This is a genomic window from Nonomuraea sp. NPDC050540 (genome assembly GCF_044457485.1).
Lineage (GTDB): Bacteria > Actinomycetota > Actinomycetes > Streptosporangiales > Streptosporangiaceae > Nonomuraea.
Window position 1 is genome coordinate 331913 of record NZ_JBITHA010000001.1, and the last position, 19530, is coordinate 351442.

The 19530-nt window shown below is 69.1% G+C and carries 18 protein-coding genes and 1 tRNA gene; 14 read left to right on the top strand and 5 right to left on the bottom strand.

The genetic code is table 11. The features are described from left to right. Positions 1-77: 77 nt before the first annotated feature. Both ACIBI5_RS01520 and aceE read right to left on the bottom strand, forming a co-directional pair. Positions 78-1565 (bottom strand): alpha/beta hydrolase, encoded by a 1488-nt coding sequence (locus tag ACIBI5_RS01520; protein WP_397242046.1) that lies wholly within the window; start codon positions 1563-1565, stop codon positions 78-80. A gap of 169 nt (positions 1566-1734) precedes the next feature. Beyond that, positions 1735-4482 carry a pyruvate dehydrogenase (acetyl-transferring), homodimeric type gene (aceE, locus tag ACIBI5_RS01525; protein ID WP_397242048.1) on the bottom strand — a complete coding sequence of 916 codons (2748 nt, stop codon included), beginning with the start codon at positions 4480-4482 and terminating at the stop codon, positions 1735-1737. A gap of 883 nt (positions 4483-5365) precedes the next feature. Between aceE and ACIBI5_RS01530 the strand changes: the two genes are divergently transcribed. From ACIBI5_RS01530 to ACIBI5_RS01565, 8 genes are all read left to right on the top strand, one after another. After that, complete coding sequence (locus ACIBI5_RS01530) at positions 5366-5548, top strand: DUF1918 domain-containing protein (RefSeq protein ID WP_184974625.1); 183 nt, start codon at positions 5366-5368, stop codon at positions 5546-5548. 9 nt (positions 5549-5557) lie between these two features. After that, complete coding sequence (locus tag ACIBI5_RS01535; protein ID WP_397242050.1) at positions 5558-5965, top strand: secondary thiamine-phosphate synthase enzyme YjbQ; 408 nt, start codon at positions 5558-5560, stop codon at positions 5963-5965. 119 nt (positions 5966-6084) lie between these two features. Next, positions 6085-6513 (top strand): DUF3052 domain-containing protein, encoded by a 429-nt coding sequence (locus ACIBI5_RS01540; RefSeq protein WP_184974631.1) that lies wholly within the window; start codon positions 6085-6087, stop codon positions 6511-6513. 28 nt (positions 6514-6541) lie between these two features. After that, positions 6542-6985 (top strand): peroxiredoxin, encoded by a 444-nt coding sequence (locus ACIBI5_RS01545; protein WP_184974634.1) that lies wholly within the window; start codon positions 6542-6544, stop codon positions 6983-6985. Beyond that, positions 6982-7308, top strand: a complete 327-nt coding sequence (locus ACIBI5_RS01550; RefSeq protein ID WP_379609548.1) for a hypothetical protein — start codon at positions 6982-6984, stop codon at positions 7306-7308. The genes ACIBI5_RS01545 and ACIBI5_RS01550 overlap by 4 nt, the downstream gene beginning before the upstream one ends. A 70-nt stretch (positions 7309-7378) precedes the next feature. Continuing rightward, entirely contained in the window at positions 7379-8320 is a 942-nt protein-coding gene (locus ACIBI5_RS01555; protein WP_397242053.1) for an ROK family protein, read from the top strand. A gap of 16 nt (positions 8321-8336) precedes the next feature. Further along, positions 8337-8408, top strand: a tRNA-Val gene (locus ACIBI5_RS01560). Between the two features lie 273 nt (positions 8409-8681). Further along, a complete protein-coding gene (locus ACIBI5_RS01565; protein WP_397242055.1) occupies positions 8682-8831 on the top strand; it encodes a hypothetical protein in 150 nt (49 codons plus the stop codon). 1 nt (position 8832) lies between these two features. Here ACIBI5_RS01565 and ACIBI5_RS01570 read toward each other — a convergent pair whose 3' ends face one another. Beyond that, positions 8833-9423: a DUF4240 domain-containing protein gene (locus tag ACIBI5_RS01570; RefSeq protein WP_397242057.1), complete on the bottom strand. Its 591-nt coding sequence runs from the start codon at positions 9421-9423 to the stop codon at positions 8833-8835. Positions 9424-10210: 787 nt separating this feature from the next. Continuing rightward, entirely contained in the window at positions 10211-10528 is a 318-nt protein-coding gene (locus ACIBI5_RS01575; RefSeq protein ID WP_397242059.1) for a hypothetical protein, read from the bottom strand. A 122-nt stretch (positions 10529-10650) separates the two neighbouring features. Here ACIBI5_RS01575 and ACIBI5_RS01580 point away from each other — a divergent pair, with 122 nt between their 5' ends. After that, positions 10651-11874 carry a helix-turn-helix domain-containing protein gene (locus ACIBI5_RS01580; protein ID WP_397242061.1) on the top strand — a complete coding sequence of 408 codons (1224 nt, stop codon included), beginning with the start codon at positions 10651-10653 and terminating at the stop codon, positions 11872-11874. Between the two features lie 28 nt (positions 11875-11902). Continuing rightward, positions 11903-12379, top strand: coding sequence for an NUDIX domain-containing protein (locus ACIBI5_RS01585; protein ID WP_397242063.1), 477 nt, complete (start codon positions 11903-11905; stop codon positions 12377-12379). 199 nt (positions 12380-12578) lie between these two features. Here ACIBI5_RS01585 and ACIBI5_RS01590 read toward each other — a convergent pair whose 3' ends face one another. After that, positions 12579-13286 carry a LysR family substrate-binding domain-containing protein gene (locus ACIBI5_RS01590; RefSeq protein WP_397242065.1) on the bottom strand — a complete coding sequence of 236 codons (708 nt, stop codon included), beginning with the start codon at positions 13284-13286 and terminating at the stop codon, positions 12579-12581. A 55-nt stretch (positions 13287-13341) separates the two neighbouring features. On the opposite strand from ACIBI5_RS01590, the gene ACIBI5_RS01595 reads away from it, so the two are divergent. The 4 genes from ACIBI5_RS01595 to ACIBI5_RS01610 all read left to right on the top strand — a co-directional run bounded on the left by ACIBI5_RS01595 (position 13342) and on the right by ACIBI5_RS01610 (position 19530). Then, on the top strand, positions 13342-13713 hold the full coding sequence (locus ACIBI5_RS01595) for a DUF5997 family protein (RefSeq protein WP_397242067.1): 372 nt from the start codon (positions 13342-13344) through the stop codon (positions 13711-13713). A gap of 5 nt (positions 13714-13718) precedes the next feature. Beyond that, positions 13719-14285: an NADAR family protein gene (locus tag ACIBI5_RS01600; RefSeq protein ID WP_397242069.1), complete on the top strand. Its 567-nt coding sequence runs from the start codon at positions 13719-13721 to the stop codon at positions 14283-14285. A gap of 275 nt (positions 14286-14560) precedes the next feature. After that, a complete protein-coding gene (locus ACIBI5_RS01605; RefSeq protein WP_397242071.1) occupies positions 14561-18250 on the top strand; it encodes a Pls/PosA family non-ribosomal peptide synthetase in 3690 nt (1229 codons plus the stop codon). Further along, positions 18232-19530, top strand: a complete 1299-nt coding sequence (locus ACIBI5_RS01610) for a M1 family metallopeptidase (protein WP_397242073.1) — start codon at positions 18232-18234, stop codon at positions 19528-19530. The genes ACIBI5_RS01605 and ACIBI5_RS01610 overlap by 19 nt, the downstream gene beginning before the upstream one ends.

A 19530-nucleotide genomic window follows, 5' to 3' on the forward strand; every position in this document is an offset into this window, starting at 1 on the left:
CCGGCCGGTGGCGCCGGTCACCACCCGCCCTGGGCACGCCGCCTCCCGCCGAACGGCGGCGCGCCCAGGGCCATGCTCTAGCGTTCGCAGGTCGCGTTCTTCTGCGGGACCGTGCCCTGCAGCAGATAGCCGTCCACGATGCCCTTGACGCACTGGCTGCCCGACAGGTACGCCCCGTGCCCCTCACCGGTGTAGGTGACGAGCGTGGCGGTCTTGAGCTGTTCGGTGAGCTTGGGCGCCCATTCGTACGGCGTCGCCGGGTCGCCCTTCCCGCCCACCACCAGGATGGGCCCCGACCCGGTGGCGTCCACGTGCCTGGCCTCGTCGCTGCCGGGCACCGGCCAGATCGAGCACAGCTGCCCGGCCCCCGCGCTCCCGAACAGCGGCGAGATCTTCAGGGCGGCCGCCTCGGTCCGGTCCAGCGTCGCCTTGTCCGGGCGCTCCGCGCTGTCGACGCAGGTGATGGCGGGGAAGCTGGTCATCTGGGTGGTGTACTTGCCGTCCGGCGTGCGGCCCGTGTAGGAGTCGGCGAGGTACATGAGCGCCTCGCCCTCGCCCTTCATGGCCTGGCTGACAGCGGTCTCCAGGAAGGGCCAGGTCAACTCCGAGTACAGGGCCGCGGCCACGCCGGTCGAGGCCAGGCCCTGGGTGAGGTCGCGGTCGCCGACCTTGATCGGCTTCTCGGACAGCTCGGTCATGAGCCGGTCCACGTTCTTGTTGCCCGCCTCGACGCTGCCGCCGAGCTCGCAGCCCTCCTTCACGCACGCCTTCAGGAAGCTCTCGTACGCCTTCTGGAATCCGGCGGTCTGGACGAGGGTGCGCTGCTCGAAGGTGACGGTCGGGTCGAGGGGAGCGTCCAGGACCATCCGGCCGACGTTCTTCGGGAACAGGGTGGCGTAGACGCCGCCGAGGAGCGTGCCGTACGACATGCCGAGGTAGTGGAGTTGCGCGTCGCCGAGTGAGGCGCGCATGCGGTCCATGTCGCGGGCGGCGCTGACGGTGCCGACGAACGGCAGGATCTTGCCGGAGTCCTGCTCGCACAGGCTCGCGAACTTCTTGTTCGCCTTCGTGCTGGCCGCGTTCGTCTCCGCGTTGGCGGGCAGCGTGTTCATGGCGGTGAACGTGTCCATCTCCGCGCTGCCGCCGCATCGCACGCCGGAACTGCGCTCGACGCCGCGGGGATCGAAGCTGACCAGGTCGTAGCGGGCGTTCAGCGTGCCGAACGACTTGGCCGCCTGGGCCAGCGTGTCGACGCCGGAACCGCCGGGGCCGCCGAAGTTGAACAGGAGCGAGCCGATCCGGTTGGCCTTGTCGGTGGCCGGGACGCGGATCAGCGCGATGTCCAGCTTGTCGCCGTCCGGCTTGGTGTAGTCGAGCGGGACGGACAGTTTGCCGCACTGCTGGGTGGCGTCTTCCTTGGCGGGCGGCTGGCCATCGGGACGGACGATGTCCGTGCAGGCACCCCAGTTGATCTTCTCCGGGGGTGCGACGGCCTGCGGCTCCGCGGTGCTGGTACAGGACGTGGCCAGCACGGAGAACGTGACGACGGCAAGAACACGGCGCATATAAGGCATTCCCCTCGTGTCGCAAGGGGGAAGTAGAGCCCACAATACGCGAAAAGGGGGAGGCGGCACGCACCCCTCCTGAACGTGCCGCCTCATCTTCTCTCACGAAGGTGACGCCCGAATATGACGGCGCTCCCGGAAAAAACTTCCCGGGAGCGCCAGATCGTCGTCAGACGCCCATGGACTCGGCGTCGTTGCTCTCCGCGCCACCGGCCTCGGTGACGCCGTTCTTCAGGTGGTAGCGGGCGATCGCCTCGCGCAGCACCTCACCGTCGAGCTCGCCACGCTTGACGAGCCGCGTGAGCACGGCCAGGGTGATCGAGGCCGCGTCCACGTGGAAATGGCGGCGCAGGGCCGAGCGCGTGTCGGACAGCCCGAACCCGTCGGTGCCCAGCGAGCTCCAGTCACCCGGCACCCACTGCGCGATCTGGTCCTGCACGGCCTTCATGTAGTCGCTGACGCCCACGAACGGCCCCTGCGCGCCGGACAGCTTCTGCGTGACGTACGGCACGCGCTGCTCGGCGTCCGGGTTGAGCAGGTTGTGCTCCTCGCAGGCCAGCGCGTCGCGGCGCAGCTCCGTCCACGAGGTCGCCGACCAGACGTCGGCCGACACGCCCCACTCCTCGGCCAGCAGGCGCTGAGCCTCCATGGCCCACGGCCCCGCCACGCCCGAGGACAGGATGTTGGCCTTCGGCCCCTGCGTCTGAGGTCCTTCGGCGAACTTGTACAGGCCCTTGAGCAGCCCCTCGATGTCGAGGTTCGCCGGCTCGGCGGGCTGGATGTAGGGCTCGTTGTAGACGGTGAGGTAGTAGAAGACGTTCTCCTGCTCCTCGCCGTACATTCGGCGCAGACCCTCCTTGACGATGTACGCGGTCTCGTAGGCCCAGCTCGGGTCGTAGGAGACGGCGGCCGGGTTCGTCGAGGCGATGAGCGGCGTGTGGCCGTCCTCGTGCTGCAGGCCCTCGCCGTTCAGGGTGGTGCGGCCGGCGGTGGCGCCCAGCAGGAAGCCGCGCGTCATCTGGTCGGCCATCTGCCACATCTGGTCGCCGGTGCGCTGCCAGCCGAACATGGAGTAGAAGATGTAGATCGGGATCATGTGCTCGCCGTGCGTGGCGTACGACGTGCCGACCGCCGTGGCCGAGGCCATCGAACCGGCCTCGTTGATCCCCTCGTGCAGGATCTGGCCCTGCTCCGACTCCTTGTAGGACAGCAGCAGCTCCCGGTCCACGGCCTCGTAGGTCTGGCCGTGCGGGTTGTAGATCTTGGCGCTCGGGAACATGGCGTCCATGCCGAACGTCCGCGCCTCGTCCGGGATGATCGGCACGAACCGCTTGCCGATCTCCTTGTCGCGCATGAGGTCCTTGAGCAGGCGGACGAAGGCCATCGTCGTGGCCACCTGCTGCTTGCCAGAACCCTTGGAGAACTGCTGGTAGACCTCGTCGCCGGGCAGCTTGACCGGCTTGGCGCGCAGGACCCGCTTGGGCAGCACGCCGCCGAGCGCCGCGCGGCGCTCCTTCATGTACTCGATCTCCGGGTCGTTCTCGCCCGGGTGGAAGTACGGCGGCAGGTCGCCTTCCAGAGCCGAGTCCGGGATCGGCAGGTACAGCCGGTCGCGGAACTCCTTGAGCTCGGCCTTGGTCATCTTCTTCATCTGGTGCGTGGCGTTGCGCGCCTCGAAGTCCTTGCCCAGCGTCCAGCCCTTGATGGTCTGGGCGAGGATGACCGTCGGCTGGCCGACGTGCTCGCGGGCCGCCTTGAACGCCGCGTAGACCTTGCGGTAGTCGTGGCCGCCGCGCGACAGCTTGCGGATGTCGTCGTCGGTCAGGTGCTCGACCATCTTGCGCAGGCGCGGGTCGCCGCCGAAGAAGTGCTCGCGGATGTACTCGCCGGACTCGACCGAGTACGTCTGGAACTGGCCGTCAGGCGTCGTGTTCATCTGGTTGACCAGCACGCCGTCGACGTCGGCGGCCAGCAGTGGGTCCCAGTCGCGGCCCCAGACGACCTTGATGACGTTCCAGCCGGCGCCGCGGAAGTATGACTCCAGCTCCTGGATGATCTTGCCGTTGCCGCGTACCGGGCCGTCGAGGCGCTGCAGGTTGCAGTTGATGACGAACGTGAGGTTGTCGAGTTCCTCACGCGCGGCCAGGCCGATCGCGCCGAGCGACTCGGGCTCGTCCATCTCGCCGTCGCCCAGGAAGGCCCAGACATGGCTGCGGCTGGTGTCCTTGATCTGGCGGTTGAGCAGGTAGCGGTTGAACCGCGCCTGGTAGATCGCGCTGATCGGGCCCAGACCCATGGAGACCGTGGGGAACTCCCAGAAGTCCGGCATGAGCCGCGGGTGCGGGTAGGAGGGCAGGCCGTGGAAGCCGTGGCTCAGCTCCTGGCGGAACGCGTCGAGCTGAGCCTCGTTGAGGCGGCCCTCCAGGAAGGCGCGGGCGTAGATGCCCGGCGCCGCGTGTCCCTGGAAGAAGACCTGGTCACCCGACTCGCCGTGGTCCTTGCCGCGGAAGAAGTGGTTGAAGCCGACCTCGTACAGGGAGGCGGCCGAGGCGTAGGTGGCGATGTGGCCGCCCACGTTGGTGCGCGCGTTGGCCCGGGAGACCATGACCGCCGCGTTCCACCGGATGTAGGCCCGGATGCGGCGCTCGACGTGCTCGTCGCCGGGGAACCAGGGTTCGCGCTCCGGCGGGATCGTGTTGAGGTAGTCGGTGCTGCGCAGGCCCGGCACGCCGACCTGGTGCTCGCGGGCGCGCTCCAGCATGCGGAGCATCAGGTAGCGGGCGCGGGTGCGGCCCTCCGCCTTGACGACGTTGTCGAGCGACTCGAGCCACTCGTTGGTCTCGCTGGGGTCGACATCAGGCAGCTGGCTGGGTAGGCCGTCGCTGATGATCGAGAAACGCTGGCGTCCGGAAGCCACTGGGTCTCGCCTTCCGAGGTCTGATGTCTGGGTCGTGGGTCGCCTTCCATCCTGGTCGCTTGCCGTAGAAAGTGCATCTCTACTCACGAGTAACCAGGACGTCCCTGCTGGCAGGAGCCCAAGGGGTGGCCTAGACCACCGATGGTAGGACGAATCGCCACCACAGGTTACATCGGCATGCCAATTTAACAAGACTAGAAAAGCTACGAGATTTCCCGATTTGCCAGCCCGAATCGTGATGGCCTGCCGCGGGGGTCGGCGCAGAGCTTAGAACACCCCCTTTCCGGGTCGGCGACCGGGCAAAACCGACGGGCTTGTGGTGGATGGGCGCGCCCTTCAGGTCTACCCCGGAGAGATGGCGCGAGAGTGGAGAACCACTGGTGCACCCCTCAAGCCCCCTCGCCCCCCTTCGGCCCCCTCGGCCTGCTTGTGTCGCATGCTGTCCGTCCCACCCCACCGTCGGCTCTGCCCGGGGGGCGCGCCACCCCCACGCTCTTTCCGCGCCGCGTCGGCGGGATGGGGGTACGGCGGAGCTCGGCGCCCCTCAACGGCGCCCAGCCGAAGCCCTGCGGAGACCGGTGGGTTGCTGTGGGCCGGACATCGAAGGCGGGGGGCGGGGGGCCGTGGGAAGGGGGATACGAAGGGCCGTGGCGGCGGGGACCACGTCCGACGTGAGAAGCGACCCCCACGATCGGCGCCCGCCCACGGCGGTGGGTGGCGTGGGGGCGGCACCGCCGTAACAGAAACGCGTGGGTTGATCTTGAGGAAACAAGCAAGTTGATCTTGGGGGAAGTAACGTTTGGGTCAGGATTGCGGCGCGCTCCGATGGGAGTGCCGGTTGCACCTCTTTCCCAAGCGCGTCTGTCGTACCAATGTGTGAAGTATGAACGCGACGGTAGGCGACCGGCTCCTCATGCACGGGAACACCGTTGGCGAAGGGGACCGGCGCGGAGAGATCATCGAGGTTCGCGGGACGGAAGGCGGACCGCCGTACATCGTACGGTTCGACGACGGGCACACGGGGCTGGTCTTTCCCGGCCCTGATGCGGTCGTTGTGCCTCAGTAGGATTTCCGTGTGGAATCCCAGATCATCTCGCTGACCACCGGGTCACGCGAGACGGTGCACGACATCACCCCGCAGTGCGCGGAGTTCGCGCGTGAGCAGGGCGGCGACGGGCTTTTGCATGTCTTCGTCCCGCACGCGACCGCCGGGGTGGCGCTGATCGAGCTCGGCGCGGGCAGTGACGACGACCTGTTGTCCGCGCTGGCCGGCCTGCTGCCCGCCGACGATCGCTGGAGGCACGCGCACGGTTCGCGCGGTCACGGACGGTCGCACGTCATGCCCGCGCTGATTCCGCCCTATGCGACGGTGCCGGTCCTCGGGGGACGGCTGGCGCTGGGAACCTGGCAGTCGATCGCGGTCGTTGACCTGAACGTCGACAACCGTGAACGCCACGTTCGTCTGTCGTTTTTGTCGGGTTGATTCGGACGGTCCTGTCGCCGTACCCGTGGCGACCGTTGACGACTGAGGGTCACAGCGTGTGGACTGTCCCGAAGCGATAAACCGCAAAATGCGGGGCCACTCAAGCAGGAGGGATAAACGTGAGCGCGACCGCGGGTCAGGCGCAGGGCGAGCGCGGCCTGGCCGAACGACTCGGCCTCAAGCCGGGTCAGGTGGTGCAGGAGATCGGTTGGGACGAGGACAGCGACGAAGAGCTTCGCTCGTCAATCGAGAACCTGACCGGCAATGAACTGCTCGATGAGGACAGTTACGACGTCGTAGACGTGGTGCTGATGTGGTGGCGCGACGGTGACGGCGATCTCTTCGACGTTCTGAGCGATGCCATGCGATCACTCGCAGAGGGCGGCCAGATCTGGCTGCTGACTCCCAAGGCCGGTCGCGACGGCCATGTGGAGCCGAGCGACATCGGGGAGGATGCCGCTACCGCGGGCCTTTCGCAGACGAGCAGCATCTCCGCCGCACCCGATTGGTCGGGGACCAGGCTCGTCGGCCCCAAGGGCCGACGCTAGGGAGCAGAGCGCCTGCCATGATGGCCGTGTGAACCCACTGGTAGGCGCCCTAGCTCCCGACTTCGAACTCCAGGACCAGCACGGCGCCCCGGTCAAGCTCTCCGCCTTCCGGGGCCGCGAGGTCGTGCTGGTCTTCTACCCGCTGGCCTTCAGCAACGTCTGCAACAGCGAGTTGTCGGCCTTGCGGGACTTTGTCACGGACGCGCAAATTCTGACTGTCTCCGTGGACTCTCTTTTCTCCCATCGTGCATGGGCGGACCAAGAGGGCTACACATTCCCACTGCTGTCGGATTTCTGGCCACACGGACAGGTCGCGCGGGCGTACGGTGTGTTCGATGAGCAGAAGGGGCTCGCGCAGCGGGGGACCTTCATCATCGACGGCGCGGGCGTGGTCCGTTGGTCGGTCGTGAACCCGATCGGCACGGCGCGCGACGTGGCCGACTATGCCAAGGCACTCGCCGAGATTTCGTGACAACGGAGGATGCGATGCCCTGCTACAACTGCGGGGCCCGGCAGACCGACCCGGTACGCGGCGCGAGCCCCTGGAAGCGCGGGGTGCGCGACGAGTCCCAGGTGCTCATCTGCCCGGACTGCCAACGGCTGCACGACCTCGACCTCGACACGTGCGGCACCTGCGGGTCCAGCGCGTTGATCTGCCGGTTGGGTGAGGTCGAATGCCGCTCGTGTGGTTCTGTCCGGCAGGCGCGATCGGGGGATCCGCTGGTGCCAGAATCGCCGCCCGGCCTGTCGGCCGAGGTCGAGGCCGCTCTGAACCGGGTGCTGGGCCGGGCGTGACGGTCTCGGGGCGGCCACACTTTTTCCGGACATATGCTGAGCTGCGCTATCGTCTCCTTTCGTGTCCGCAATGAGTTCGTTCGTCGTCGCGCTCGACGTCGGTGGCACGTCCATGAAGGGCGGCCTGGTCAGCGAGTCCGGCGTGGTGCTCCTCACCGAGCGCCGCCCGACCCCCCGCGAGGAGGGGCCGGCCGCCGCGGTGACGGCGATCCGCGACTTCATCAGCCATCTCGCCGCATCCGGTGACGGCATCCCGTCCGGGGTGGGCCTCGCCGTACCCGGGCTGGTGTCGGAGAACTCCGCGGTCTACTCCGCGAACATCGGCTGGCGCGACGTGCCCGCCGCCGACTTCACCGCCCTCGATGTTCCGGTACGGCTCGGCCACGACGTCCAGACCGGCGGCCTGGCGGAGAACGTTCTGGGCGCCGGGCAGGGGGTGGACGACTTCCTCTTCCTGCCGATCGGTACCGGAATCGCCGGGGCCCTGATCCTGCGCGGCGAGCCATACGGCGGTTCGTCCGGATGGGGCGGCGAGATCGGCCACATCCCGGTCTTCCCGGACGGCGAGCAGTGCGCCTGCGGGCAGTTCGGCTGCCTGGAGACCTATGCGTCGGCCGCCTCCGTGGGCCGCCGCTACAGCCAGCGTGCGGGCCTGTCCGGCGTGAAGGCGGAAGAGGTCGTGGCCTCCGACGACCCCCTCGCCGTGGAGGTCTGGGACGAGGCGGTGGAGGCCCTCTCCCTGGCCCTGGCCACCTACACCCTCCTCCTGGACCCCAGCATGATCGTCCTGGGCGGCGGACTGGCAGAGGCGGGCCCCGCCTTGTTCGACCCGGTACGCACCCGGCTCGTGAAGCGCCTGGCGTTCCGCGACGCGCCCCCGCTGGTGCCGGCGGCGCTCGGGGTGGACGCCGGCATGCTGGGCGCGTCCCTGCTGGGCTGGCGCGCCGCCGGCCGCCCCGACCTCGGCCCCGGCTGGACGGTCAATGTGCGCTCGGCGCCGTTGGTGTCGTAAGGTGTAGTGCCGTTCGGGACGATTAGCTCAGCGGTAGAGCACTCGCCTTACAAGCGAGGGGTCACTGGTTCGAACCCAGTATCGTCCACCTGCACTTTCAAGCCCCGCAGCGATCATGCTGCGGGGCTTTCATGCCATTCGCGTGCCACTAGATCGGGTTGATCATGGTGTCCGCGACCCTTCTGTCGGCCTCCGCCGTACCGTGCTGGTAGATGAGCGCGGCGCGTACCGAGTCGTGTCCCATGCGGTCCATGAGGTCCCTCAGACTTGCGCCCGTACTGGCCGCGATCGACGGTTCTAGAGGCTTCCGCGCCCTTGGCAGCATATTTGACGATGTACCGAGGCCACACCGCCGTCATCCATGGCCCACGCCAACGGCCGCCCGATCGAGGTCACCGAAGCCAAGGCACCGGCCGACCGCTACGAGATCGCCTATCAACGCGAAGTGGCCAACACCCCGGACATCGACCTCACCCCCAGGAACTCAGCGACAACGGCATCGACCTGGTGATCTAGGCGCGGCCGTACAACTCGCGAAAGTAGCTGGTGCACCGAGGCAACCGGCGGGCCGCCTCCTCGTCGTCGTCAAAGTCCCATTCCTCGTCGGTGGGATTGGGCAGAGCCTCCAACACATAACCCCGAGCCTGGAGGGCATCCGCAAGGGCGTCCCCGTCCAGGCCTGTCACCTGTGGCCACACTTTGACGGCTACATAGTCGAGTTCCTCGAACTCCGGCAAGTCCTCGTCAGTGCGTGGAAGGCGATGACGTTGAAGGTGGAGAAAGCTCTGGACCTCTGGCACCTCGGCGAGGGTGTCCGGATCGCTGGTCACCCGCTCGAAAGTCTCGCGGCCAAGACCGACGAGCCACATGTGGAAATACCAAACGCTGTCGAGGCCACCCACCAGATCCAAGGCGCGTGCGGCTCCCCAGACCATGTACGTGTCGGCTTTGAGCCGGGCCTCCTGCATCCACGAGGCGAAATCAAGGGTCTCTTCGACAGGTTGCCTCGCCAGCTTCCCGTGGAGCCACCCCAAACGCCCGTCCTTCGTGCTGGTCACACGCGCGGACTGCTCAATCAGCTCCCAGAAGGCGTCGACATTCATGGCGGGTGATCCTGGCACACGAATGGACGACGTGGCCATCGTCAGTCAGGCGGCGAGGTGGTTCAGCGTTTCTTTACGGGTTCAAGGGCTCGCCGCGCCGCCGCCCGCTCCGGGCGGTCAGCGCGCCGGGCATGCGGCCTGGGGGCCGGTCCCGGCGCGCGCCGCCCACCGCTCCAAGGCGGCGCCAAAGCGATCAAGCCCTTCCCTGCAGAAGTCTGGATCAGCAAGGCCGTTTCCGTCACCGGCCTCCACCGCTACGCGGCCCGTGCGGGGTGCTTCGCACGGACGCCGGCCACTCCACTCTCTGGCAGATCACCCACGGGCCGAGGTCCGTACCCCCGCCCCCGATACCGCAGTGTTCGTGCCCCTCGGTCGGCGTCAACTCCGTCTGTACAGCACCCGCCGGACGCTCGCGTCCGGGAAGACGGAGTTGACACCTCGGTCGGGCCACACAGTCCGGCAGCCATCGGGGGCGGGGGAAAAGAGGCCTCGCAGCGCACCGCCTATCGGACATACCCGGCAAGCAGTGCGACCCAGGTCTGCCGCGTCCGCCTCAGCGACTCCCAGTCGGTCTCATGGATCTTCGCCACCGGCCCGCCTTGCACCGTGCGCCTGATGAAGGCGCGGCCACCCGCCAGGCACAACTCGTACACCGTCGCCCGACACGCGCACGTCCAATCCTCCACCCGAACCCGCCTCCCACTTGGACCCGCCACGTACCACCGCAGCCGCCCACATCCCTGGCGCATCGGCCTCACATGCGGACTCAGACACTCGTCGAGATGGGTCATGAGGCTTCACGCCTGGTTGGTGCACATGGCGGGTGAGCTTGCCGCAACACTCTGTGGCGCAGGGCGATACGTGTGGCAGCGGTCTCGGGGACATCCGCCGGACAAGCGGCATAGACACGCCGCCCGGACCTGCCGGACACGCTTCCGCCCCACCAGCGGTAGACCAGGCCGTCGGTCCAGATGACCAGGTCGATCCAGACCGAGACCAGGGCGAGGCCGTAACCAGCGTGGATATCGGCCGCGATGCCGTGCGGTTCCAGCGCCCGGACCAGGCGTTGGGCGGCCCGTATCTCTCCCGGGACGACGTGGGCCATGGACATCTCCTCCCTCTGCGTGGACTGAGCGTCATCCAGGAGGGACAGTAGGTGCGCGTGCTGCGCAGGACCCGGAAGAGTTTTCCGGGGTCGGGGGCCAGGCCGACGTGAGGATGGTGAGCATGCGAGGAACGGCCAGGAACCTCACTATCGGCCAGCGCATCGCCTGGTACCGGCGGCGACGAGGACTCTCTCAGGAGGTCCTGGCCGGACTGGTCGGCCGCACCACGGACTGGTTGAGCAAGGTGGAGAACGACCGTATTTCCCTGGACCGGCTCTCGGTCATCAAGACGATGGCAAACGCCCTGGACGTCTCTCTAGGTGATCTCCTTGCCGAACCCAGCTTGTTCGAGTGGAGCGATGATCGAGGCAGCCATTCGATCCCGGCGCTACGGGCCGCACTCACGGACTACCGGCAGCTCTCGCCGATGGCCATCCGGATCGGGCAGGAGGAGCCTCCCTCATTGGCTGGGCTCGCTAGCGAGATCGCGGAGGTGTGGAAGGCGTACCAGTCGTCCCAGTACACCAAGGTCGTGGAACGTCTTCCGGTGCTCCTGGCGCAGGCCCATCATGCCGAGCGTTCCTCTCACGGAGACGCCCGGCATGCTGCCTTGATGGTGCTCGGCCAGGTGTACCACGCCGCAGCCAGCATCCTGACGAAGGTGGGCGAGGCGGACCTGGCCTGGATCGCCGCAGAGCGCGGGCTCGCATACGCCCAGGAGTCACGCAGCCAAGTCGTGACCGTCTCGCTTCTGCGCTCGGTCACGCATGCCTTGCTGGCCAATGGCCGCTACGGCGCCGCCATCCAGCTCACCAGCGACGCGGCCGCACTTCTCGACGACGACCTTTCCAAGGCCACACCGGACCTCCTGTCGGTCTACGGCACGCTCTTCCTCGCCGGGTCCATGGCCGCCGCGAGAGCGGAGGACCGCGCGACGACAAGGGCCTTCCTCGCCGAGGCGCAGGAGTCGGCCACACGACTGGGCACCGACGCCAACCACGCATGGACCGCATTCGGCCCCACCAACGTCGCCATCCACCGAGTGGCCACGGCGATCGAGCTGGGGGACATCCAAGTCGCCATCGACATCGGTCCTAAGCTCGACACCCGTGCCCTCCCCATTGAGCGACGCGTTCGCCACAGCCTCGCCGTCGCGCAGGCTCTGAGCCTGTGGAACCGCACCGACGAAGCGCTCGCGACCCTCTTGGACGCCGAGAAGCTGGCCCCCGAACAGGTCCGTTACCACTACCTAGGCCGTCACCTGATGCTCTCCTGGATCAGGCGGCAGAAGGGCAAGCCGAGCTTCCAGCTCACTGATCTGGCGCGTCGCCTGCGGATCGTATGACGGGGCGACGTCGCGTAGGGTCGGGTGGGTGAGCGATCACGACGCGCCGCCGTTCGCCCGAGCTTTGGCCGCAGCCGGAGTGCTGTTCTTCGACCGCGACGGCCGGGTCCTCCTGGTCCAACCGGCCTACAAGGAGTACCGCGACATTCCCGGCGGGTACATCGAGCCGGGAGAGACACCGTACGCAGCCAGTGTGCGCGAGGTACGTGAGGAACTCGGCATCGAGCCGCCGATCGGGCGTCTCCTCGTTGTGGACTGGGCACCCCATCCCGAGGAGGGCGACAAGATCCTCTTCGTGTTCGACGGCGGTGTGATCGACGAGGACACGCTCAAGCGGATCAGCTTCGCCGACAAGGAACTGACCGGCTACAGCTTCCACCCTGCCGACGAGCTGGACGGGTTGTTGATCGAGCGTCTTGCCCGCCGGGTCAGAGCCGCTGTGGCAGCCCGTGAGCAGGGCGAAACCGTCTATCTGGAGTACGGCCAAGCCGTCGCGGCCGAGTGACGAACTGCGTGACAATGGCCCCGGACACGGCTGGACGGCAGCGGACTCCCTCGGACCATAAGCCCAGGTGAGGGCACGAATCGGCGATGATCCAGCCCTCACCTGGTGTGACTTACAAGCGAGGGGTCACTGGTTCGAACCCAGTATCGTCCACCTGCACTTTCAAGCCCCGCAGCGATCATGCTGCGGGGCTTTTCCGTCAGCGTGGGCGGCGGGTCTTCTTGGTGCGGCCTGACGGGGTGGCGCGGCTCTGGGCGGGCTTTCTTGGCTTGCGCTCTGCCGGCTTTTCCGGGGCGGTACGGCCGCGCGTGCTGTTGACCGTTCGGCCGCGGACGATGCCGATGAAGTCGTCCACCAGGTCGGTGGTCGCCTCTGTGGGCCAGGCCAGGGCGATCTGGGATTGGGGGGCGTCGGGGACCGGGCGGTAGGTGAGGTCCTTGCGGTGGTGGAGGCGTGCCAGCGACTGCGGGACCAGGAGAACGCCGGTGCCCGCCGCCACGAGCTCGATCGCCTCGGCTGTCGTGGGCGGGCGGGTGAAGGCGGGTTCGCCGGGCAGGGTCGTCCACTCGATGGTGTCGTCCAGCGGCTGGAGTACCTCTTCGCCGGACAGGTCCGCGATGGTCACCTCGTCCAGCGCGGCCGCCGCGTGGTCCTTCGGCACCACCACCACGGTGGTCTCGAGGTAGAGGGGGATCACGCTGAGGCCGTCGCGGTCGATCGGGAGGCGGACGAATCCGGCGTCGGCGCCGCCTTCGCGCAGCAGGGGCACGACCTCGGCGGCGGTGGTCGCGACCAGGGTGAGTGGCACCTCGGGCTTTCTCTCGGCCCAGATGTTGACCCATTTCGCGGGTGTCACCCCCGGCACGTACGCCAGCCGGAACCCCGTACCGTTCTCCCCACCATTCACCCGCCCAGGGTACCGATGGCCGGAGACCACGCTCCGAGTGACTACCCTTGACGCCATGACCTCGCCCAAGACGAAGACCACCCAGACGATGAAGCCCGCGACCGCGGCCAAGAAGCTGGGTGTCCTGCTTTCGGCGACTCCCGCCGAGTTCCAGGAGGGCGTCGTCTCCAGGGACGAGCTGAACGAGCTGCAGTCCAAGCCTCCTACCTGGCTGGCCGACCTGCGGCGCAACGGCCCGCATCCCAAGCAGGTCGTCGCGGCGAAGCTCGGGGTCTCCATCTCCGGCCTGGCCAGAGGCGGCGTCGACCAGCCGCTCACCACCGCCGAGATCGAGGCTCTGAAGGTGGAGAACCCCGCGTGGCTGGAGCGTGAGCGGTCCGTTCAGGCCGAGTTGCGCAAGGAAGCACTCAAGGTCAAGCAGGGCTGACCGCCGTGTCCGCCGTGGACGACCGGGATCTCCCGCGGACCGTGGACGAAGCGGTCGCGGCGGAACGGGCAGGACGACCTCTGCGGTACCTGTTCTTCTGGGGGCACCGGCCGGATCGCGATGGTCAGGCCGGGCCCGGGTGCCTGTCGCAGTGGTGGCCGGCCTCCTTCACCGAGGACGGGCAGGTCTTCGCCACGGCCGAGCACTACATGATGGCGCACAAGGCCTGGCTGTTCGGCGATCACGCCGCCGCCCGCGCGATCCTCGCCGCGGCGCACCCCGGCGAGGCCAAGACGCTGGGCCGGGCCATCCGGGGGTTCGACGACGCGGTCTGGGCCGAGCATCGGTTCGGCATCGTGGTTCGAGGGAACGTCGCCAAGTTCGGGCAGCACGCGGGCCTGCGGGAGTTCCTGCTGGGCACGCGCGGGCGGGTGCTGGTGGAGGCCAGTCCCCGCGACCGTGTCTGGGGCATCGGACTGGCCGCCGCAGATGAGCGCAGTGCGAAGCCTTCGACCTGGGACGGGCTCAACCTGCTCGGGTTCGCGCTGATGGCTGTGCGGAACGGCTGGTGAATGCGCCTGGTCAACGTAAGTGAATGACTGGCGAATGACCGGTAAAACTCCGACAACCCCCGTGGATTGGGAAATATCTGCGTCATCTGGGATCGTTGAAGGCTCGGCGGCGTGGGGAGCGTCGCTACGGGCTGCGACCCGCCAACCGAGCGCGTGAGGTCACGTACCGGGGCCCGCATCGTCTACGCATGAGGTGAGCCTTGGTGGTCAATGCCGTGATTTCGCAGGATGCCGTCTTTCTGTCCGCCGGTGGGAACACCACCGCGCGGACTCTCGTGGACATTCTTCATGAGAGTGCCGCCGCCCACCCCCACGCGCCCGCGCTTGACGACGGCGTGAGCGTCCTCGACTACTCCCGGCTGACCAAAGAGGTGGCGCACCTGGCCGGCTCGCTGGGCGAGATGGGCATCGGGCCGGGGGAGCGGGTCGGGATCCGGGTGCCGTCGGGGTCCAACGATCTCTATGTGGCCATTCTGGCGGTGCTGACGGCGGGTGCCGCGTATGTGCCGGTGGACGCCGACGATCCTGAGGAGCGGGCCGAGCTCGTCTTTCAGGAGGCCGACGTCGCGGCGGTGATCGGCGCGGCGGGGATCGTGAGCAGGCGCCCCGCGGGGGCCGGCGCGCGGGCGCCGGAGCCTGAGGACGACGCCTGGATCATCTTCACCTCCGGTTCCACGGGCAAGCCCAAGGGTGTGGCGGTCAGTCATCGCAGTGCCGCCGCCTTCGTTGACGCGGAGGCCGGGCTCTTTCTCCCGCTCGGGCCTGGGGACCGGGTGCTGGCGGGGTTGTCGGTGGCCTTCGACGCCTCGTGTGAGGAGATGTGGCTGGCGTGGCGCAACGGCGCCTGCCTGGTTCCGGCGCCGCGCTCGCTGGTGCGCACCGGGATGGACCTCGGGCCGTGGCTGGTGGAGCGCGGGATCACGGTGGTGTCGACCGTACCCACGCTGGCGGCGCTGTGGCCGGTCGAGACGCTGGACGGCGTGCGCCTGCTGATCTTCGGCGGCGAGGCCTGCCCGCCCGAGCTGGCCGACCGGCTGAGTACCCCCGACCGGGAGGTCTGGAACACCTACGGCCCCACCGAGGCCACCGTCGTCGCGTGCGCGGCGCCGCTGGTCAAGGGGGAGCCGGTGCGGATCGGGCTGCCTCTGCGGGGCTGGGACCTGGCCGTGGTCGACCCGGCGGGCAGGCCGGTCGCCATGGGGGAGACGGGCGAACTGGTCATCGGGGGCGTGGGGCTGGCCCGCTACCTCGATGAGGACAAGGACCGGGAGAAGTACGCGCCGCTGGAGTCGCTCGGCTGGGACCGCGCCTATCGCAGCGGCGACCTGGTGGTGGCCGATCCCGAGGGGCTGCTGTTCGTCGGGCGGGCCGACGAGCAGATCAAGCTGGGCGGGCGGCGGATCGAGCTGGGCGAGGTCGACGCCGCCCTCCAGGCGCTGCCGGGGGTGACCGGCGCGGCGGCCGCGGTCAAGACCACGGCCTCAGGACACCAGCTTCTCGTCGGCTACATCGTGATAAATGGGGAAATATCCCACGCGCGGGAACAGCTGGAAGCCGTGCTGCCCGCCGCCCTCGTGCCGCGGCTGGCGGTCGTGGACCACCTGCCCACGCGTACCTCGGGGAAGATCGATCGCGACGCGCTGCCCTGGCCACTCGACGACGAGGACGAGGAGGCCGCCGACCTCGACGGACTCCAGGCATGGCTGGCCGAGCAGTGGCAGGACATCCTGGGCCAGCGGGTCAGCGGGCCCGACACCGACTTCTTCACCGCGGGCGGCACCAGCCTGGCGGCGGCGCGGCTGGTCTCGACGCTGCGCGGCAGGTATCCGGACGTGGCGGTGGCCGACCTCTACGACCATCCGACCCTCAGCGGGCTGGCCGACCGGCTCGAAGAGCTGGAGCAGCCCGTCGAGGAGAACACGCGCGTCGTGCTGCCGATGCCGCGCCGGGCGGCGCTGGTCCAGACGGCGCTGATGCTGCCGCTGCTGACCGTGCGCGCGATGCCCTGGGTGGTCGGCGCCCTCGTCGTGGGCAATCTGACGAACGTTCTCGCGGTCGGCTGGTGGTGGGTGATCGCGGGCGCGCTGCTGTTCCTGACGCCGTTCGGCCGCCTGTCGCTGGCGGCGGGCGCGGCGCGGCTCGTCCTGCGCGGCGTCGAACCGGGCGTGTACGCCCGAGGCGGCGCCACCCACCTGAGGGTCTGGTTCGCCGAGCAGCTGGCGGCGGGTCTCGGCGCGGGCGGTCTCGCCTCCGCACCCTTGATCACCTACTACGCGCGGGCGCTGGGCGCGCAGGTGGGCGAGGACGCCGACCTGCACACGATGCCGCCCATCACCGGCATGCTCAAGCTCGGCAGGGCCGCCGCGATCGAGCCCGAGGTGGACCTCACCGGCTACTGGCTCGACGGCGACCTGTTCAGGATCGGCGAGATCAGGATCGGGGCCGGCGCGACCGTCGGCGCCAGGTCGATCGTCCTGGGGGGCGCGCGGATCGGGAAGAACGCCCAGATCGCCCCCGGCTCGTCGGTCGGCGGCGACGTTCCGGCTGGGCAGCGGTGGGCGGGGGCGCCGGCCGTACGGAAGGGGAAGCTGACGCCCAAGGCGCCGGCGCCCCGCAGGTACCGCCGGTGGAGTGTGGCCTACGGCGTGTCCGCGATGGCGTTCAGCCTGATCCCGCTGCTGGCCGTGCTGCCCGGGATCGCCGTCCTCGGCCCGGCCGGCATCGCGGCCGCGACCGTCGTCTCGATGGTCAGCATGGCGCTGCTGCTGCTCGGGGCCGTCAGGCTGCTGTCGATCGGGCTGCGCGCGGGCAGTCACCCGGTGCACAGCCGTACGGCGTGGCAGGCCTGGGCGACCGAGCGCCTCATGTCCATGGCCAGGGTATGGCTGTTCCCGCTGTACGCCAGCGGGCTCACCCCGATGTGGCTGCGCGCGCTCGGCATGAAGGTGGGCCGCGACGTCGAGCTGTCCACGGTGCTCGCGCTGCCCTCGATGACCGAGGTCGGCGACGGCGCGTTCCTGGCCGACGACACCAAGGTCGCCCCGTACGAGCTGTCCGGCGGCTGGATGCGCCTGGACCACGTGCGCATCGGCAAGCGGGCGTTCGTCGGCAACTCCGGCATGACCGCGCCAGGCCGCAAGGTGCCCAAGGACGGGCTGGTCGGCGTGCTGTCGGCGGCGCCGAAGAAGGCCAAGGCGGGTTCGTCCTATCTCGGGATGCCGCCCGTCAAGCTGCGCAGGACCGCCCAGAGCGGCGACACGGGACGTACCTACGACCCGCCGCTGCGCTTCAAGGTGGCGCGGGCTCTGGTGGAGGTGTGCCGGGTGGTTCCGGCGATCGCCACGGCCGCGCTGGCCGTGCTCGTCGTCACCGCGCTGGTCACGATCGCGCGCGACCTCCATCCGGCCGCCGCGGTGTTGCTGGGCGGCGTGGTGCTGGCCGCGGCCGGGTTCGTGGCGGCGGCGGTGTCCGTGCTGGCCAAGTGGGCGCTCATGGGCCGGATCCGGCCCGGCGACCGGCCGCTGTGGAGCGCGTTCGTCTGGCGCAACGAGCTGGTGGACAACTTCGTCGAGGTGCTCGCCGCGCCCTGGTTCGCCACCTCGTGGCTCGGTACGGCCTGCCTGAACGTCTGGCTGCGCGCCCTGGGCGCCAAGGTAGGCAGGGGCGTGTGGTGCGAGACCTATTGGCTGCCGGAGATCGACCTGGTCAGCCTGGGTGACGGCGCCTCGGTCAACCGCGGCTGCGTGCTTCAGACCCACCTGTTCCACGATCGGGTGATGAGCATCGATACAGTCGAGCTGGCTGAGGGTTCCACACTCGGCCCGCACGGGGTGGTGCTGCCCGCGGCCACGGTCGGGAGCAACACCACGATCGGCCCCGCCTCGCTGGTGATGCGCGGCGAGTCGCTGCCCGCGCGGACCCGGTGGTACGGCAACCCTGTCGCCGCGTGGCATCAGGCAGCGTGATCGACGGGAGGATGGTGCGGTACTTCCCCGACCGTGGCGACGACGGGTACTCCGTCCGGCACTACGACCTGGCACTCGACTACCGGCCGGGGCCCAACCGGCTGGCCGGCGTCGCCAAGCTGGACGCGGTCGCCGCCGAGCCGCTGGAGCAGGTGCGGCTCGACCTCGGCCCGCTGCACGTCTCCCAGGCGCTGGTCAACGGCATGCGCTGCCGGTTCACGCACGGCGGGGGCAAGCTCCGGCTGACTCCCGGCGGGCGGTTGCCCGAGGGGCGTGAGTTCACCGTCGAGGTCCGCTACTCGGGCAACCCCAGGCCGGTGCCCAGCCCGTGGGGCGGGCTCGGCTGGGAACAACTGGAGGACGGCGCGCTCGTGGCCAGCCAGCCGACCGGCGCGTCCTCCTGGTTTCCGTGCAACGACCGGCCTTCGGACAAGGCGACCTACCAGATCGCTGTGACGACGGCCACGCCGTACACGGTGGTGTGCAACGGGCAGCTCACCTCGACGCGGCGGGCGGGCTCGCGCACGACGTGGGTCTACCACGAGACGGTGCCGATGGCCTCCTATCTCGCGAGCGTGCAGATCGGCCGCTACCAGCTCGGCGACCTGCCGGGTGAGGTGCCGCAGCGGCTGGCCGTGCCGGCGTCGGCGGCGGTGCGGGCGCGGCGGATGCTGGCCCGGCAGGACCGGATGATGCGGGTCTTCACGGAATGGTTTGGTCCCTACCCGTTCGCGGAGTACGCGGTGGTGGTGACCGAGGACGACCTGGAGATCCCCGTCGAGGCCCAGGGCATGTCGATCTTCGGGCCGAGCCAGCTCGCCGAGGAGCGGCTGGTGGCGCACGAACTGGCCCACCAGTGGTTCGGCAACAGCCTGACGCTGGCCCACTGGCGCGACATCTGGCTGCACGAGGGCTTCGCCGCCTACGCCGAGTGGCTGTGGTCGGAGGAGTCGGGCGGTGAGAGCGCCGCCTCGCACGCGCGCCGCTGGCACGCCGCGCTCAGCGCGCAACCCGCCGACCTCGTGCTCGCCGACCCGGGGCCGAAGCGCCTGTTCGACGACCGGGTCTACAAGCGGGGCGCGCTCACGCTGCACGCGCTGCGCGGGGTGCTGGGCGAGCCGGCGTTCCGCTCGGTGCTGCGCGAGTGGGCCGACGGGTACCGCCACGGCACCGTCAGCACCGGCCGCTTCACCGAACTCGCCGGCCGCTACGCCCCCGAGCCGCTGGACACGTTCTTCCTGTCCTGGCTCTATTCGGAACGGCTCCCGCCGCTGTCGTAG